This window comes from Nocardia sp. CDC159, assembly GCF_023740735.1.
In the GTDB taxonomy this organism is placed as follows: domain Bacteria; phylum Actinomycetota; class Actinomycetes; order Mycobacteriales; family Mycobacteriaceae; genus Nocardia; species Nocardia pulmonis.
In genome coordinates, this window is record NZ_JAMRXH010000018.1 from 64,753 (window position 1) to 79,304 (window position 14,552).

Consider the following 14,552-nt stretch of genomic DNA (forward strand, 5'->3'; position numbering starts at 1 on the left):
CTTCGGTGTTGCGGGTGCTGCCGGAAAGCCGTGACGATACGCCCGACCTGGCACATGGGCGTTCGCTGCGGCCATTCTCGCATCCCCAGGCGGTAGGGTTCGCATATGGGCTATCCGGAGGAGCTGCTCGCGCCCGACGAGCAGTTGCTGCTGCATCGTCATCCGCACTGGAAGATGTTGTTCTGGCCGGCGGTCGTGTTCATCGTCGCGAGCGCGCTCGCGGGTTTCGCCGGGGGGATGTCCTGGCAGCGGCTCGACGGCAGCGCGCGCAACGCCGCTCTGATCGCCATCGCGGTGGTGTGGGTGGCGCTGGTGCTGTGGCGCTGCGCCGCACCGGTGATCCGCTGGAATTCAACCCATTTCATCGTCACCGATCGGCGCGTGCTGGTCCGCGAGGGCGTGCTCACCCATACCGGGATCGATATCCCGATGAACCGCATCTCCAGCGTCCAGTTCCGCCACGGCCTGTTCGACCGCCTGCTCGGCACCGGCACCCTCATCATCGACGCCGCCTCCGGCGATCCGCTGGAGTACGACGACATCCCCCAGGTGCAGAAGGTGCATGCCCTGCTGTACCACGAGGTCTTCGACAACCAGCCGTACGAACCCCGACGCGCCCCCGACGCGCACGGCAATCGGTGACCTGAGCCCCAATCGAACACAGACATAACGAACAACTGCGTAATCTTGGAGCGTGACCGCCGTATTGCTGGCCGAGGACGACGAGGCCATCGCCGCCCCGCTGTCGAGGGCACTGGGGCGTGAGGGCTATTCGGTGACCGTGGAGAGCTTCGGCCCCGCGGTGCTGCAACGCGCGCTCGAGGGCGAGCACGATCTGCTGATCCTCGATCTCGGGCTGCCCGGCATGGACGGGCTGGAGGTGTGCCGCCAGGTGCGGGCGCGCGGGGCCGATCTGGCGGTGCTGATGCTGACCGCGCGCACCGACGAGGTCGACTTCGTGGTGGGCCTGGACGCGGGCGCCGACGATTATGTGGGCAAACCCTTCCGGCTGGCCGAGCTGCTCGCCCGGGTGCGAGCGCTGTTGCGGCGCAGCGGAATCGGCGACGACGCGGTGGAGATCGGCGGCATCCGGCTGGAACCGCAGGCGCGGCGGGTGCTGGTCAACGGGCACGAGGTGAATCTGGCCAACAAGGAGTACGAGCTGCTCAAGGTCCTGATCGACCGGGCCGGGCAGGTCGTGCCGCGCGAGACGATCCTGCGCGAGGTGTGGGGCGACGCGGATCTGCGCGGCTCCAAGACCCTCGATATGCACATGTCCTGGCTGCGGCGGAAGATAAGCGACGAAGGCCCGGTGGCCGAGCGTCGCATCGTGACCGTGCGCGGCGTCGGCTTCCGGTTCAACACCGACTGAGGAGCTCATGCGCCGACGGATTCTGCTGTCGATGCTGGCCGCGCTCACCTTCACCACGGTGGTGCTCGGTATCCCGCTGGCCTATACCGCCTGGCAGTGGGTGGCCGACATCACCCGCAACGATCTGCGCGCCCGGCTGGATCGGATGTCGGTGGAGATCGTGTCGCAGGAGCGCGAGGACGGTCTGGTGCACGGCACCCTGGACCTGCGCTCGGTGCGTCCGCTGATTCCCCCGTCCGGGCGGCTCACCATCATCTATCCCACGCCCGAGGATGCCGCGCTGCGGGTCGACGCGGGCGTATCGCACGTCAGCGATCCGGTGATCGAATCGCTGGCCATGGGCACCTCGGGCTCGCTGCGACTGGAGGTGCCGTCCGCGCCCATGCATTCCATGCAGCGCCAGGCCGTGGGCGCGGTCGCGCTGGTGGCCCTGGCCTCGCTGGCCGCGGGCGCGGCGGTCGCGGTGGTGACGGCCCGCCGGGTCGCCGATCCGCTGCGCGATGTGGCCGCCCGCGCGGCGCGGCTGGCCACCGGCGACTTCCGGCTGGACTCCACCCGGCACGGCATCACCGAACTCGACCGCGTCTCCGATGTGCTGGATTCGGCGGCCGTCGAGATCGCCGGGCGGCTGCAGCGCGAGCACGCGTTGGTCGCCGACGTCTCCCATCAGCTGCGCAGCCGCCTGACCGCGGTGCGGTTACGCCTGGACGAGCTGTCCGCACACTCCGATCCCGCCGTCGTGCACGAGGCGGAGGAGGCGATGGCCCAGGTCGACCGGCTGACCGTGGCCATCGACGAGCTGGTCCGCGCCTCCCGCGACGAGAACACCGCCGACCGCGATCCGGTGCCCGTGGTCGACGAGCTGCGCGGCGTGGTCACCGAATGGCGGCATCCGTTCGCCGAGGCCGGACGCCGGTTGATCCTGTCCGGCGATCCCCTGCTGCGCGCCCCGGTCAGTGGCTCGCGGCTGCGCGAGGCGGTGGCGGTGCTGGTCGACAATGCCCTGATGCACGGCGGCGGCGACTGCACGATCTCGGTGCGCACGGTCTACGGCGGACCGGATCGCGAGCCGCTGGTGGCGGTGGAGGTGGCCGACGAGGGGGAGGGGGTCAGCGACGAACTGGCCCCGCACATCTTCGATCGCGGCTTCTCCGGCGCGGGGTCCACGGGTGTGGGCCTGGCCCTGGCCCGGGCGCTGATCGAGGCCGACGGCGGGCGGCTGGAGTTACAGCGGCGGCGACCGGCGCTGTTCGCGGTGTTCCTGGGCAACCCGTCGCCGAACCGGTCGTCGAGCCTGAGCGCGGCCATCGCGGACGAGCCGCGTTAGCCGGTCACCTAGCTGTGGCCGAGCTGTTCTTCCTCTTCGTACAGCTCCTCGAATTCCTCGACAAGAGAATCGATTTCGTCGGGAAAGACCCAGCGGCGCATGGCCCAGAATCGGAATACCATCTGCAGGATGTTGCCGATGATGAACGCGCTGAAGAAGTCGGCGATGTTCTCGGCCGCCAGGCTGACATCGGGTACGTGCAGATGGAAGACATAGCGCGACACCCACAGCGGCACATTGGACAAAACCACGCCGACGGCGCTGACGACGAAGAACAGCAGCGCCTCGTGATGGCGTTCGCGTCCGCCGCGGCCCTTGAACGACCATTCCCGGTTCAGGATGTAGGACGCGATTACCGCGATCACGCCGGAAATGATCTTGGCGGTGATCGGCTTGGGGGACAAAACGGTCAATTTCAGGAGGTAGAAGATGCCGCTGTCGATGACGAACGTGGTGGCGCCCACAATCGCGAACTTGATCAGTTCGCGATGGCGATATGCGAGGTCCCGCAGCGTTCTGGGCAGGACGTTGACCACGTCGTCGACAAATGACACGGGGCGAGTCTACGTCCCTCGTTAACCGGGCAACCAACCCGCTTGCGCCCACGACGCGGCGGGCATGACAACATAGTGGCCCGTGACCACCCGTTTCTTCGATTCGTCGGGTATGCCCACCGTCACCATGATCGGCGGCGGACAGCTGGCTCGGATGACCCACCAGGCCGCCGTCGCATTGGGCCAGCGGCTGCGGGTGCTCGCCGAACGCCCCGATGATCCGGCGGCCCAGGTGACGCCGGAGGTCGTGCTCGGCTCGCACACCGATCTGGCCGCCCTGCGCAAGGCCGCCGTCGGATCGCATGCGCTGACCTTCGACCACGAGCATGTCCCGACCGAACACCTCGAGACGCTGATGGCCGAGGGCGTGAACGTGCAGCCGCCGCCGCGGGCGCTGGTGTTCGCCCAGGACAAGCTGGCCATGCGCCGCAAGCTGGCCGAGCTCGGCGTGCCGGTGCCGCCGTTCACCGCCGTCGAATCGGCCGCCGACGCCCTCGCCTTCGGTGACGAATACGGCTGGCCGTTCGTGCTCAAGGCGGTGCGCGGCGGCTACGACGGGCGCGGGGTCTGGATGATCGACGATCGCGACGAGGCCGAGCGCATCGTCGGTGAGCAGCTTTCGCACGGCGTGGTGCTGCTCGCCGAACAGCGGGTGGACCTGAAGCGGGAGCTCTCGGCCATGGTGGCGCGCTCGCCGTTCGGGCAGGCCGCGGCCTGGCCGGTGGTGGAGACCGTGCAGCGGGAGGGGCAGTGCGCGGTCGTCATCGCGCCCGCCCCGGAGCTGCCCGAGGCCCGGGCCGCAGAGGCGACCGAGTTGGCCCTGCGGCTGGCCCAGGAGCTCGGGGTGACCGGCGCGATGGCCGTGGAGCTGTTCGAGACCCACGACGGCCGCCTGCTCGTCAACGAGCTGGCCATGCGCCCGCACAACTCCGGCCACTGGGGGATGGACGGCGCGGTCACCGGTCAGTTCGAACAGCATCTGCGGGCCGTGCTGGACTACCCGCTCGGCGACACCACGCCGCTGGCCCCGGTGACGGTGATGGCCAATATCCTCGGCGCGCCCGACGCGCCCGAGATGTCGATGGACGAGCGGCTGCACCACCTGTTCGCCCGCATGCCGCACGCGCGGGTGCACCTGTACGGCAAGGGCGAGCGCCCGAAGCGCAAGATCGGGCACATCAACATCCTCGGCGACGACGTGGCCGAGGTCCGCGAACAGGCGGAGCGGGCGGCGCACTGGATGTCGCACGCGGTTTGGACCGACGGATGGGATCCGCATGAATGACAACGTGACTGCGCAGGTCGGCCTGATCATGGGCAGCGACTCCGACTGGCCGACCATGGAGGCCGCCGCGGAAGCGTTGGCGGAGTTCGGAATCCGCTTCGAGGTCGGCGTCGTCTCCGCCCACCGCACCCCCCAGCGCATGCTCGACTACGCCCGCGGGGCCGCGGCCCGCGGCATCAAGGTCATCATCGCGGGGGCGGGCGGCGCGGCTCATCTGCCCGGAATGGTCGCCTCCGCAACGCCTTTGCCGGTCATCGGCGTCCCCGTCCCCCTGAAATACCTCGACGGCATGGACTCGCTGCTGTCCATCGTCCAGATGCCCGCGGGCGTCCCGGTGGCCACCGTCTCCATCGGCGGCGCCCGCAACGCGGGCCTGCTGGCCGTCCGCATCCTGGCCGCCACCGACCCCGAATTGCGTTCGCGCATGGAACAATTCCAGGCCGACCTGGAGAAGCTGGTCCTGGAAAAGGACGACGCCCTGCGTAATCGACTGCTCGGGTGAGCGCCTCGGTGCCCGATTACGGTGAAACCATGGACGAGGCCTCCCGGTTCAAACTGACCGTGGTGGATCACGCCCTGCGCCTGTTCGCCGAGAAGGGCTACGAGGCGACGACCGTGGACGAGATCGCCGAGGCGGCCGGGATATCGCGGCGGACCTTCTTCCGGCAGTTCCGGTCGAAGGAGGATGTGGTCTTCGCCGATCACGAAGCGCAGTTGGCGCAGGCGCAGGCGTATCTCGAGGGGGCGCAGGGGGATCCGTGGGACGCCGTGTGTGCGGCCGTGACGGAGGTATTCGAAAGGTTCACGCAGACAAGGGAGTTGGCCGCTCGTCGGTATCGGGTGGTACGGCAGGTTCCCGCGCTGCGGGATCGGGAGATCGTGACGGTTTTTCGGTACGAGCGGTTGTTCACCGACTATTTGCGGTCGCGGGTGGACGGGGTGGCGGATCTGGCGTTGATCCAGTTCACCGCGGCGGTGACGGCGACGCACAACTATCTGTTGCGGCGGATGGTGCGGGGGCAGTCGGAGGCGGGTGCGGCGGATCTGCGGGCGGCGCTGGCGGCGATTCCGCGGGGCGGGCAGGGCGCGAGCGATCTGGTCGTCGCGGTGTTTCCGCGGGATATGCCGCCGCGGCAGGTCGCCGACCTGCTCGCGCATCGGCTGGGTAATCTGTGAGCGGCACCACGCCGGCGCTGATGACACTCAGTGCCAGGTGAAATGGCGAACATAGGCGCATGTGGTCGCGATGTCGCGGCGTATACTCGATATTGAATGGCACTGAGTGCCGATATGCCGGAGGATTGCGAAACGCCGCGATCCCGGACCCCGACGACCAGGAGTGGAACCCATGGCGGGCAACCCCGATTTCGACCTGTTCAAACTGGACGACATCCATCACGAACTGCGCGAGGCCATCCGGGGCCTGGCCGAGAAGGAGATCGCCCCGCACGCCAAGGACGTCGACGGGCAGGCCCGCTTCCCGCAGGAGGCGCTCAACGCGCTCAACGCCGCGGGCTTCAACGCCGTGCACGTGCCCGAGGCCTACGGCGGCCAGGGCGCCGACTCGGTGGCGACCTGCATCGTGATCGAGGAGGTGGCCCGCGTCTGCGGTTCGTCCTCGCTCATCCCGGCGGTCAACAAGCTCGGCACCATGGGCCTGATTCTGCAGGGCTCCGAGGAGCTCAAGCAGAAGGTGCTGCCCGATATCGTCGAGGGCAAGATGGCCTCCTACTGTCTGTCCGAGCGCGAGGCCGGTTCCGACGCCGCCAGCATGCGCACCCGCGCCCGCCGCGACGGCGACGACTGGGTCATCAACGGCTCCAAGTGCTGGATCACCAACGGCGGCCAGTCCACCTGGTACACCGTGATGGCCGTGACCGATCCGGAGAAGGGTGCCAACGGCATCTCCGCGTTCATGGTGCACTCCGACGACGAGGGCTTCGTCGTCGGCCCGCTCGAGCACAAGCTGGGCATCAAGGGTTCGCCCACCGCCGAGCTCTACTTCGAGAACTGCCGCATCCCCGGCGACCGCATCATCGGCGCGGAGGGCACCGGCTTCAAGACCGCGCTGGCGACCCTCGACCACACCCGCCCCACCATCGGCGCGCAGGCCGTCGGCCTGGCCCAGGGCGCGCTGGACGCCGCGATCGCCTACACCAAGGACCGCAAGCAGTTCGGCAAGGCCATCGCCGACTTCCAGAACACCCAGTTCATGCTCGCCGATATGGCGATGAAGGTGGAGGCCGCGCGCCTGATGGTCTACACCTCCGCCGCCCGCGCCGAGCGCGGCGAGAAGAACCTCGGCTTCATCTCCGCCGCCGCCAAATGCTTCGCCTCGGATGTGGCGATGGAGGTCACCACGAACGCCGTGCAGCTGTTCGGCGGTGCGGGGTACACCACCGACTTCCCGGTGGAGCGAATGATGCGCGATGCCAAGATCACCCAGATCTACGAGGGCACCAACCAGATCCAGCGTCTGGTCATGTCGCGCGCCCTGCTCCGCTGAGGTAGCGATCGATTCGAAACCGAAACCCCGGTAGGGGTCTTGCCGTGTCGAAAGGCGAGATCACCACCGGGGTTTCGTGCTCTTTCGAGACCTGTTCTTGCATTTGCACATTCAGTCGCAATCTGGCGAATTCAGGACTATGCGTACGGGCGTGAGCGGCGCACTATTGAAGCATGGCCGGAGTCGAGATCACCGACAGGTTCGTCCGGCGCACGTTGGACAACGGACGGATCGAAGAGGTGTTGTGGCAGGAGCTTTCGGAGGTTCGGATCATCACCACTGCCGACGGTCCGTTCGCCGATGATGTGTTCTTCGTATTGATCGGTGCGAGGGGAAACGGTTGTGTGGTTCCGCATTCCGCGGCCGATACCGGCTTCCTCGCGCGTCTGCAGAAACTGCCGGGTTTCGACAACGAGAAGGTGATCGAGGCGATGGGAACCATCCAGGACCGTCAGTTCCTGGTGTGGCGGCGGCGCAATTAGGCGACCAGGCTCGCGTATTCGCGGTGCTCGTCGATGAACTTCTCGACGTACCAGCAGGTGGGTACGACGGAGAAGCCGGCCGCGCGGGTATCGCGCAGGCCGAATTCCACCACCTGCGCCGCGACGCCGCGGCCGCGGAACTCGGGGAAGGTCAGGGTGTGCTGGAAATCGCGGACCTTGCGGTCTCCGACCACGCGATCGCTGTAGTCGGCGTACCCGGCCAGGGTGTCGTCGAGATAGATCTCGTATCGGGTGGCCTCGACGTTGTGCTCGAGCCTGGTCGTCATGTTCGGTGCAACTCCTGCCCGTCGATGGGATGTACGGATTACAACACCGCTCCGGGGTTGAGTATGCCGTGTGGATCGAGCGCATCCTTGATACGGCGCGTCAGGGCCATCACATCGGGCCCGAGCTGATCGGGCAGCCACGCCTTCTTCAGTCGGCCGACTCCGTGCTCGCCGGTGATCGTGCCGCCGAGCGCGATCGCCAGATCCATGATCTCCCCGAACGCCTGATGGGCCCGGGCGGTCTCGTCCGGATCGTTCGGGTCGTGCACGATCAGCGGATGGGTGTTGCCGTCGCCCGCGTGCGCGATCACCGAGACCAGCACCTCGCGGCGGCGGGCGATCTCGGCCACGCCGGTGACGAGCTCACCCAGGCGCGGCAGCGGGACGCCGACATCCTCGAGCAGCAGCGGGCCCTTGCGCTCCACGGCCGGGATGGCGAAACGCCGTGCCGCGGTGAATGCCTCGCCCTCCGCCGGATCCTCGGTGGCGAAAACCTCGGTGGCCCCGGCCTTCTCGCAGGCGCTCACCATGAGCTCGGCCTCGCGCGCGGCATATTCCCCCGGCGCGTCGGAGCGGGCGACGAGCAGGGCGGCGGCGTCGCGGTCCAGGCCCATGCGCAGTTCGTCCTCGACGGCGTTGATCGCGATCGAGTCCATGAACTCGAGCATCGAGGGCCGCAGCCTGCCGGTGATCTCCAGGATCGCCTCGGTCGCTGCGGTGAGGGTGGAAAATGTTGCCACGACGGTGCTCTGGGGTGGCTGGGCGGGGAGCAGGCGCAGGGTGAGCTCGGTGATCACGCCGAGGGTGCCCTCGCTGCCGACGAACAGCTTGGTCAGCGACAGCCCCGCCGAATCCTTCAGCCGCGGGCCGCCCAGGCGCACCACGGTCCCGTCGGCCAGCACGACCTCCATGCCGAGCACGTAATCGGTTGTGACGCCGTATTTCACGCAGCACAGTCCGCCCGCGTTGGTGGCGGCGTTACCGCCGATCGAGCAGATCTCGAACGAGGACGGATCGGGCGGGTACCACAGTCCCTGTTCGGCGACCGCCCGCTTGACCTCCGCGTTCAGCAGACCGGGCTGCACGACGGCGGTGCGGGTGACCGGATCGACGGTGATCTCGCGCATCCGCTCGGTGCTCAGCAGCAGCGCATCGTCCTGCGCGGTCGCGCCGCCGGACAGCCCCGTGCCCGCGCCGCGCGGCACCACCGGGACGCGATGCTCGTGCGCCCACCGCAGCACCGTCGCGACCTGCTCGGTGGTGGCGGGCCGGACCAGCGCCAGCGGGGTCCCGGCGTCCGGGTCCAGGGCGCGATCCTGGCGGTATCCGGCGAGGATGTCCGGATCGGTGACCAGCGTCCCATCGGGCAGCAGGGCGGCAAGGGTGTTCACGTCCACGGTTCGAACCTACGTCGTCGCGGGGCGGGGATGGGGCGCGGGACTAGACTGCGGCCTTGTGTCCGATGCCAAGCTAGAGATTCAGATGTTGCACGACCGGGTGATGGTGCGGGTGAGTCAGGAACCCGGTGAGCGACGCAGCAGCGGGGGCATTCTCATTCCGGCCACCGCGCAGGTGGCCAAGCGCCTGTCCTGGGGCGAGGTGTGCGGGGTCGGCTCGCATGTGCGCAGCGTGAGCGTGGGGGATCGGGTGCTGTTCAGCGCCGAGGATCAGTTCGAGGTCGAGGTGCAGGGGCAGGGGTATCTGGTATTGCGCGAGCGGGATCTGCACGCGGTGGCCAGCGAGCGGATCGAGCACGGGACCGGGTTGTATCTGTAGCGGGGCCCGGGGCAGGCCGAGATCGCCGACGGCCCGGACCGCCCGCTACCGACTGAGCAGCGCCTCGGTGCGATCGCCGTCGACGATCACGGCGTCGGCGTCGGTGAGCGCCCAGTGCGCGATGCCCGCCTCGCGATAGCGCTCCGCCAGGCGGGTGCAGCCGCCGTCGGGATCGGTCTCGGGCGAACGCACATGGGGAACGATGCGGCGATCGACCAAACCCAGTCCGTCCCAGCGTGGTTGGACGCCGCAGACGGGCTCGACCTCGGCCGGATCGTCGACCTCCTCGATACCGTGCAGATCCGGGGTGAGCACGCAGGCGCCCGCGCTGTATCCGGCATAGACCAGGACGTCCTCGGCCAGCAGCGCGGGCAGGACGAGATCGGCCCCGCTGCGGGCGAACTGGGCGCGCAGCACGAATGTGTTCCCGCCGCGCACCCAGATCAGGGGATACCGGCGCAGCGTTCGTTCCAATTCCGCCGCCCGCCCGGCATATTCGCGCAGATCGAGGACGTCGGGCCGAAATCCCGCGTGCCGCAGCGGAGTCAGATCGCTGGTGACGGCCCCCTGCCAGATCGTGGGCCAGGCATCGCACGCGTTGGGGACGATCGCGACCGGCCCCGGCTCGCCGACCAGGGCCGCGAACCGGTCGTAATGCGCCCCGAATCGGTAGCTGGACAGGAACAGTCGCATGGCGCTCAGATGGTGAAGGCGAGGTTGTCGACCAGCCGCTGTCCCAGCTCCCGGTCGCCGGACAACTCGATCCGCTCGGCCTGCTCACCCGCCGTCGTGCGCCCACCGCACAGCCGCGCGAACAGTCCCGAATCCAGCCGGATCACGACGTCGGCCGGACGATCCGGTGTCGCAACGAGTTCGGCGCGCCCGTCCACCCGCACATGCAGCGTGCGCGACACGGGCCCGGTCAGCTCGAGCGTGATGCGCGAACCATCGGGCGCCTGCCCGCGCTTGACCAGTGTCCGCCCGAGGAACGGCTCGATCTCGTCGACGGCCGCCTCCGCTCGCCGCCCGCCCTCGTCCACCCGGATCGCGAGCGCGTCGGCGATATCCAGTTCGTGCATCCAGCAGTCGAACAGCCGCACCCGCATGAACCGGCCGTAGCTCACCAGCCCGATCGGAGATTGGATCTCGGCGTGCCAGGCGTCGTCGTCGATAGCGGCCAGGGCCGCGCGGCGGCGGCCGGTGACCTCGATGAAGCGCTCCAGCAGCCGGGCGCCCGGCAGCGGCCGCAGCGACTCCAACCAGGTCTCGTTGAGCGCCCCGGTCTCGTTGCGGACGTGGGCGAGCGCGCGCGGATCGGTGTCCACCCGCGGCAGCGGCTCGCCCAGCAGCATGGACTCGGTGCCGACCACATGCGCCAGCACATCGAACACCGTCCACCCCGGCAGTGGAGACGATGTGCGCCAACGGCTTTCGTCCAACCCCGCGACCAGTTGCGCCAGCGCGTCCCACTGCTCGGACAGGGCGGCGGTGATCTCGGCCCGGTCGGGCGTCTCGGTCATGCGCGGGTCTCCTTCTCCTCGGTCGCGAGCCGATCCAGTCCGGTGCGGATGGCCGCGGCCGTGCTCTCGGTGTCGTGCGGCCGCCGCAGCAGGAAGCCCTTGGCGAAGGTGAGTCGATCGCCGTGCTGCCGGGGGACGACGTGCAGGTGGACGTGATGCACGGTCTGGAACGCGGCCTTGCCGTCGTTGACGACGAGGTTGGCCCCGTCGGCGCCCAGATCGCTGCGCCGCACGGCCTTGGCCAGGCGGTGGCCCAGGGTGAACAGGCGCGCGCCGAGCGCCGGATCGAGGTCGTCCAGATCCGTCGCGTGTTGTTTGGGGATGACCAGGGTGTGGCCGCGGGTGATGGGCCGGATGTCGAGGAACGCGCACAGCGTGTCGTCCTCGTAAACCCTCGTCGACGGCGCGGTACCCGCAACGATGCGGCAAAAGATGCAGCCACTCACCACGCAGACGATACGGGCCGTCGGGCGGAATTTCACCGCCCGATGTGATGTTGATCTCGGCTAGGCTCAGCCCCGACCAGGTATTCTCTCCCAAACCTACTAGCAAGTAAGTTCCTCGCTCGCCGCTCAGTTAGGAAGTTGACCAGTGGAGGCAACGCAAAGCGCAGACGCGGACGCGCCGCGCGGGACGCGTGTCGGAGTCGTTCGAGAAACCAATGCCGACGAGCGACGCGTCGCGCTGGTGCCCAAGATCATCCCGAGCCTGACCCGGCAGGGCGTGCAGGTGATCGTCGAGGCCGGAGCCGGGGCCGGGGCGCTGATTCCGGACGCGGCCTATACCGAGGCCGGTGCCACGATCGGCGATCCGTGGTCGGCGGAGGTGGTCGTGAAGGTCGCACCGCCCAATGACGCCGAGGTGGCCAGGCTGAGCTCCGGCCAGACCCTGATCGGCTTCCTCGCCCCGCGCAATGCCGACAACAAGATCGACGCGCTACGGGCCGCGGGCGTGCAGGCCTTTGCGGTGGAGGCGATTCCGCGCATCTCGCGCGCCCAGGTGATGGATGCGCTGTCCTCGCAGGCGAATGTGGCCGGATACAAGGCGGTGCTGCTGGCGGCCTCGGAGGCCACCCGCTTCTTCCCCATGCTGACCACCGCGGCGGGCACGGTGAAGCCCGCGACCGTGCTGGTGCTGGGCGTGGGCGTGGCGGGCCTGCAGGCGCTGGCGACCGCCAAGCGGCTGGGCGCCCGCACCACCGGCTACGACGTGCGGCCCGAGGTGGCCGATCAGGTCCGCTCGGTGGGCGCGCAGTGGCTCGATCTGGGCATCGACGCCGCCGGTGAGGGCGGTTACGCCCGCGAGCTCACCGATGAGGAGAAGGCAAGGCAGCAGCAGGCTTTGGAGGACGCCATCAAGGGCTTCGACGTGGTGATCACCACCGCGCTGGTGCCCGGGCGGCCCGCGCCGCGGCTGGTGACCGCCGCCGCGGTGCAGGGCATGAAGCCGGGCAGCGTGATCGTGGACCTGGCCGGTGAGACCGGCGGCAACTGCGAGCTCACCGAACCCGGCAAAACCGTTGTCAAGCACGACGTCACGATCGCCTCACCGCTGAACCTGCCCGCGACCATGCCCGAGCACGCCAGCGAGCTGTACTCGAAGAACATTGCGGCACTGCTCGAATTGATGCTGACCGACGGCCGCCTCGAACCCGATTTCGAGGATCAGGTGCTGGCCGATTCCTGCGTGACCCGCGAGAAGAAGGTGGATGGCTGATGTACACCGAACTGCTGGCGAACATCGCGATCCTGGTGCTGTCCGGGTTCGTCGGCTTCGCCGTCATCTCGAAGGTCCCCAACACCCTGCACACGCCGCTGATGTCGGGCACCAACGCCATTCACGGCATCGTGGTGCTGGGCGCGCTGGTGGTGCTCGGCCGGATCGAGCATCCGTCGGTGGTCACCCAGATCATCCTGTTCGTCGCGGTGGTATTCGGAACGCTCAATGTCATCGGCGGTTTCGTGGTGACCGACCGGATGCTGGGCATGTTCAAGGGCAAGAAGCCCGGCGCGGAGAAGGCGGGTAAGTAGCCATGGACAATCTCGTCAACATCCTCTACATCCTCGCCTTCGCGCTGTTCATCTACGGCCTGATGGGCCTGACCGGCCCGAAGACGGCGGTGCGCGGCAACTGGATCGCCGCGGTCGGCATGGGCATCGCGGTGGTGGCGACACTGATCGCCATCCGCGACACCGACAACTGGATCATCATCGTCGCGGGGCTGGTCGTCGGTGTGGCGCTGGGCGTTCCGCCCGCGCGGTTCACCAAGATGACCGCCATGCCGCAGCTGGTGGCCGCGTTCAACGGCGTCGGCGGCGGCACCGTCGCGCTGATCTCGCTGTCGGAATTCCTGAATACCCAAGGGTTCTCGCGGATGCACGAGCAGCCCACCGTGCACATCGTGATCGCCTCGCTGTTCGCCGCGATCATCGGCTCCATCTCGTTCTGGGGTTCGCTGATCGCCTTCGGCAAGCTGCAGGAGATCCTGCCGGGTCGCCCGATCGGGATCGGAAAACTGCAGCAGCCGTTGAATATCCTGCTGCTGATCGGCGCGGTCGCCGCGGCCGTGGTGATCGGCCTGGGCGCGGCGAAGGACGGTGTGCCGACCTGGTGGATGGTGCTGGTGCTGGTGCTGGCGGCGGTGCTCGGTCTGATGGTCGTGCTGCCGATCGGCGGCGCGGATATGCCGGTGGTCATCTCGCTGCTCAACGCGCTGACCGGATTGTCCGCCGCGGCAGCGGGTCTGGCGCTGAACAACACCGCCATGATCGTGGCGGGCATGATCGTCGGCGCGTCCGGCACCATCCTGACCAATCTGATGGCCAAGGCCATGAACCGGTCGATCCCGGCCATCGTGGCGGGCGGATTCGGCGGCGGCGGCGCGGTCGCCTCCGGCAGCGGCGAGCAGAAGCAGGCCAAGGCCACCTCGGCCGCGGACGCCGCGATCCAGATGGCCTATGCCAACCAGGTCATCGTGGTGCCCGGTTACGGTATGGCCGTCGCGCAGGCGCAGCACGCGGTCAAGGAGATGGCGACGCTGCTCGAGGCCAAGGGCGTCGAGGTCAAATACGCCATTCATCCGGTCGCGGGCCGCATGCCCGGCCATATGAACGTGCTGCTGGCCGAGGCCGAGGTGCCCTACGACTCGCTCAAGGAGATGGACGAGATCAACGGCGAATTCGCCCGCACCGACGTGGCCCTGGTCATCGGTGCGAACGATGTCACCAATCCGGCCGCCCGCGAGGATTCGTCGAGCCCGATCTACGGCATGCCGGTGCTGAACGTCGATCAGGCCAGGTCGGTGATCGTGCTGAAGCGCTCGATGAATTCCGGCTTCGCCGGTATCGACAATCCGCTGTTCTACGCCGACCACACCAGCATGCTGTTCGGTGATGCGAAGAAGTCGGTCAGCGCGGTCACCGAGGAATTGAAGGCCCTGTAGC

General features: G+C 68.3%; 18 protein-coding genes. 12 read left to right on the plus strand and 6 right to left on the minus strand.

The genetic code is table 11. The features are described 5' to 3' along the window. Positions 1-105: 105 nt before the first annotated feature. Genes NDR87_RS30375 through NDR87_RS30385 form a run of 3 tightly spaced genes read left to right on the plus strand, consistent with a single transcriptional unit; the run spans position 106 to position 2,699 of the window. Positions 106-642 carry a PH domain-containing protein gene (locus NDR87_RS30375; RefSeq protein ID WP_251917247.1) on the plus strand — a complete coding sequence of 179 codons (537 nt, stop codon included), beginning with the start codon at positions 106-108 and terminating at the stop codon, positions 640-642. 52 nt (positions 643-694) lie between these two features. Further along, positions 695-1,372 (plus strand): response regulator transcription factor, encoded by a 678-nt coding sequence (locus tag NDR87_RS30380; protein ID WP_251917248.1) that lies wholly within the window; start codon positions 695-697, stop codon positions 1,370-1,372. A gap of 7 nt (positions 1,373-1,379) precedes the next feature. Next, positions 1,380-2,699: a sensor histidine kinase KdpD gene (locus tag NDR87_RS30385; RefSeq protein WP_251917250.1), complete on the plus strand. Its 1,320-nt coding sequence runs from the start codon at positions 1,380-1,382 to the stop codon at positions 2,697-2,699. Between the two features lie 8 nt (positions 2,700-2,707). On the opposite strand, the gene NDR87_RS30390 is transcribed toward NDR87_RS30385, so the two are convergent. After that, on the minus strand, positions 2,708-3,253 hold the full coding sequence (locus NDR87_RS30390; protein WP_251917252.1) for a GtrA family protein: 546 nt from the start codon (positions 3,251-3,253) through the stop codon (positions 2,708-2,710). Between the two features lie 112 nt (positions 3,254-3,365). On the opposite strand from NDR87_RS30390, the gene NDR87_RS30395 reads away from it, so the two are divergent. From NDR87_RS30395 to NDR87_RS30415, 5 genes are all read left to right on the plus strand, one after another. After that, positions 3,366-4,538, plus strand: a complete 1,173-nt coding sequence (locus tag NDR87_RS30395) for a 5-(carboxyamino)imidazole ribonucleotide synthase (RefSeq protein ID WP_251917346.1) — start codon at positions 3,366-3,368, stop codon at positions 4,536-4,538. Beyond that, positions 4,531-5,040: a 5-(carboxyamino)imidazole ribonucleotide mutase gene (purE, locus tag NDR87_RS30400; protein ID WP_251917253.1), complete on the plus strand. Its 510-nt coding sequence runs from the start codon at positions 4,531-4,533 to the stop codon at positions 5,038-5,040. The genes NDR87_RS30395 and purE overlap by 8 nt, the downstream gene beginning before the upstream one ends. 29 nt (positions 5,041-5,069) lie before the next feature. Then, positions 5,070-5,714 (plus strand): TetR family transcriptional regulator, encoded by a 645-nt coding sequence (locus NDR87_RS30405; protein ID WP_251917254.1) that lies wholly within the window; start codon positions 5,070-5,072, stop codon positions 5,712-5,714. 172 nt (positions 5,715-5,886) lie between these two features. Next, on the plus strand, positions 5,887-7,044 hold the full coding sequence (locus NDR87_RS30410) for an acyl-CoA dehydrogenase (protein ID WP_251917256.1): 1,158 nt from the start codon (positions 5,887-5,889) through the stop codon (positions 7,042-7,044). 173 nt (positions 7,045-7,217) lie between these two features. Further along, positions 7,218-7,526, plus strand: coding sequence for a hypothetical protein (locus tag NDR87_RS30415; RefSeq protein ID WP_251917257.1), 309 nt, complete (start codon positions 7,218-7,220; stop codon positions 7,524-7,526). On the opposite strand, the gene NDR87_RS30420 is transcribed toward NDR87_RS30415, so the two are convergent. Then, positions 7,523-7,813 (minus strand): GNAT family N-acetyltransferase, encoded by a 291-nt coding sequence (locus NDR87_RS30420; protein ID WP_251917259.1) that lies wholly within the window; start codon positions 7,811-7,813, stop codon positions 7,523-7,525. The genes NDR87_RS30415 and NDR87_RS30420 overlap by 4 nt on opposite strands. Positions 7,814-7,851: 38 nt before the next feature. After that, positions 7,852-9,210, minus strand: coding sequence for an FAD-binding oxidoreductase (locus NDR87_RS30425; RefSeq protein WP_251917261.1), 1,359 nt, complete (start codon positions 9,208-9,210; stop codon positions 7,852-7,854). A 58-nt stretch (positions 9,211-9,268) separates the two neighbouring features. Between NDR87_RS30425 and NDR87_RS30430 the strand changes: the two genes are divergently transcribed. Continuing rightward, complete coding sequence (locus NDR87_RS30430) at positions 9,269-9,589, plus strand: co-chaperone GroES (protein WP_251917263.1); 321 nt, start codon at positions 9,269-9,271, stop codon at positions 9,587-9,589. A gap of 45 nt (positions 9,590-9,634) precedes the next feature. Here the strand turns inward: NDR87_RS30430 and NDR87_RS30435 are convergent, their stop codons facing one another. The 3 genes from NDR87_RS30435 to NDR87_RS30445 are packed head-to-tail and all read right to left on the minus strand — an operon-like array spanning position 9,635 to position 11,555. Next, on the minus strand, positions 9,635-10,282 hold the full coding sequence (locus NDR87_RS30435; RefSeq protein WP_251917265.1) for a Type 1 glutamine amidotransferase-like domain-containing protein: 648 nt from the start codon (positions 10,280-10,282) through the stop codon (positions 9,635-9,637). A gap of 5 nt (positions 10,283-10,287) precedes the next feature. After that, positions 10,288-11,109, minus strand: coding sequence for a maleylpyruvate isomerase family mycothiol-dependent enzyme (locus NDR87_RS30440; RefSeq protein ID WP_251917267.1), 822 nt, complete (start codon positions 11,107-11,109; stop codon positions 10,288-10,290). Then, positions 11,106-11,555: an HIT domain-containing protein gene (locus tag NDR87_RS30445; protein ID WP_251917269.1), complete on the minus strand. Its 450-nt coding sequence runs from the start codon at positions 11,553-11,555 to the stop codon at positions 11,106-11,108. Before NDR87_RS30445 ends, NDR87_RS30440 begins: the two co-directional genes overlap by 4 nt. Positions 11,556-11,700: 145 nt before the next feature. Between NDR87_RS30445 and NDR87_RS30450 the strand changes: the two genes are divergently transcribed. The 3 genes from NDR87_RS30450 to NDR87_RS30460 are packed head-to-tail and all read left to right on the plus strand — an operon-like array spanning position 11,701 to position 14,551. Continuing rightward, positions 11,701-12,825, plus strand: coding sequence for a Re/Si-specific NAD(P)(+) transhydrogenase subunit alpha (locus NDR87_RS30450; RefSeq protein ID WP_251917271.1), 1,125 nt, complete (start codon positions 11,701-11,703; stop codon positions 12,823-12,825). Continuing rightward, the gene (locus tag NDR87_RS30455) at positions 12,825-13,139 is read left to right on the plus strand and encodes an NAD(P) transhydrogenase subunit alpha (protein WP_251917272.1); all 315 of its coding nucleotides are present in this window, start codon (positions 12,825-12,827) and stop codon (positions 13,137-13,139) included. Before NDR87_RS30450 ends, NDR87_RS30455 begins: the two co-directional genes overlap by 1 nt. Before the next feature lie 2 nt (positions 13,140-13,141). Then, positions 13,142-14,551 carry an NAD(P)(+) transhydrogenase (Re/Si-specific) subunit beta gene (locus NDR87_RS30460; protein ID WP_251917274.1) on the plus strand — a complete coding sequence of 470 codons (1,410 nt, stop codon included), beginning with the start codon at positions 13,142-13,144 and terminating at the stop codon, positions 14,549-14,551. Position 14,552 lies beyond the last annotated feature (1 nt).